The 1,530-nt window shown below is 59.1% G+C and carries 3 protein-coding genes; all 3 read right to left on the reverse strand.

Annotated features, from left to right (window positions below):
• Window positions 1-593, reverse strand: a 593-nt coding sequence (locus D8V06_RS29200) for an amino acid ABC transporter ATP-binding protein (protein WP_130932345.1), incomplete at its 3' end; no start/stop codon positions are given.
• The gene (locus tag D8V06_RS29205; protein ID WP_056855248.1) at window positions 590-1,261 is read right to left on the reverse strand and encodes an ABC transporter permease subunit; all 672 of its coding nucleotides are present in this window, start codon (window positions 1,259-1,261) and stop codon (window positions 590-592) included. The genes D8V06_RS29205 and D8V06_RS29200, both read right to left, overlap by 4 nt.
• A partial coding sequence (locus D8V06_RS29210; protein ID WP_130932346.1) for an ABC transporter permease subunit occupies window positions 1,261-1,530 on the reverse strand: 270 nt, incomplete at its 5' end. The genes D8V06_RS29210 and D8V06_RS29205, both read right to left, overlap by 1 nt.

Genomic DNA, 1,530 nt, shown 5'->3' on the forward strand with positions numbered 1-1,530 from the left:
AAGCCCATTTCGTGGGTCACGCACATCATGGTCATGCCTTCGTGGGCCAGTTGCACCATCACGTCCAGCACTTCGTTGACCATTTCCGGGTCCAGCGCCGAGGTCGGTTCGTCGAACAGCATGACGATCGGGTCCATCGCCAGTGCACGGGCAATCGCCACACGCTGCTGCTGACCACCGGACAGTTGGCCCGGGTGCTTGTGGGCGTGGGCCGAGAGACCGACACGTTCGAGCAATTGCAGGCCTTTCTTGGTGGCCTCTTCCTTGCTGCGCCCCAACACCTTGATCTGCGCGATGGTCAGGTTTTCGGTGATGGTCAGGTGCGGGAACAGCTCGAAATGCTGGAACACCATGCCCACGCGCGAACGCAGTTTCGGCAGGTTGGTTTTCGGGTCGGCGATGGAGGTGCCGTCGACCACGATGTCGCCTTTCTGGAACGGTTCCAGGGCGTTGACGCATTTGATCAGGGTCGATTTGCCGGAACCGGATGGCCCGCACACCACGATCACTTCGCCTTTTTTGACCTCGGTGCTGCAATCAGTCAGTACCTGGAAGTCCCCATACCACTTGTTGATGCTTTTGATAGAGATCATACGGCGAACCTTTTTTGCAGACGCTTGACCAGCTGCGAGGCGGCAAAGCTGATGATGAAGTACACGAGACCCGCGAAAATCAGGAACTCATTGGAGCGGCCAATGATGTCGCCACTGGCGCGCGACGCATTGAGGAAGTCCACCAGACCGACGGCGTAGACCAGCGAGGTGTCCTGAAACAGGATGATGCTCTGTTGCAGCAGCAACGGCGTCATCTTGCGGAACGCTTGCGGCAGGATGATCAGGCGCATCATCTGGCCGTAGGACATGCCCAGCGCCTGGGCAGCACCCATCTGGCCCTTGGGAATCGACTGCACACCGGCACGGACGATTTCGCAGAAGTACGCCGCTTCGAACATCATGAAGGCGACGATGCACGAGGTGAACGCACCGATCGGCGTGTCTTCGCCCGTGATCCAGCGCAAGACGAACGGCACCGCCAGGTAGAACCAGGTGATCACCAGCAGCAGCGGGATCGAGCGGAAGTAGTTGACGTAGGCGCCGGCCAGGTTCGACAGCAACTTGTTGTGGGACAGGCGCATCAACGCCAGGATGGTGCCGAGGATGATCCCGCCGATCACGCCCATGGCCATCAGCTTGAGGGTCATGACCATGCCGTTCCACAGGCCCGGCAGGGACGGGATGATGCCCGAGAAGTCGAATTCCATCATTTACCCCCTACGGAAATCAGGCCCGGCACGGCGACTTTCTTCTCGACCAGACGCATCAGCAACATCAGGCTCATGTTCAGGGTGAAGTAGATCAGCGTGGCCAGGGTGAAGGCTTCGAACAGGTTGGCGGAGAACTCGGCGGTCTGTTTGGTCTGCGCGAGCAACTCCATCAAACCGATCAGCGAGGCCACGGAGGTGTTCTTGAAGACGTTGAGAAATTCCGAGGTAAGCGGCGGAATGATGATCCGGTAAGCCTGGGGCAGCAG

Source organism: Pseudomonas sp. Sample_24 (assembly GCF_004307605.1).
GTDB lineage: Bacteria > Pseudomonadota > Gammaproteobacteria > Pseudomonadales > Pseudomonadaceae > Aquipseudomonas.

What these genes read in the sequence shown, in the direction of transcription:
- D8V06_RS29205 (WP_056855248.1), bottom strand. Translation starts at nt 1,261, where the DNA reads ATGGAATTCGACTTCTCGGGCATCATCCCGTCCCTGCCGGGCCTGTGG.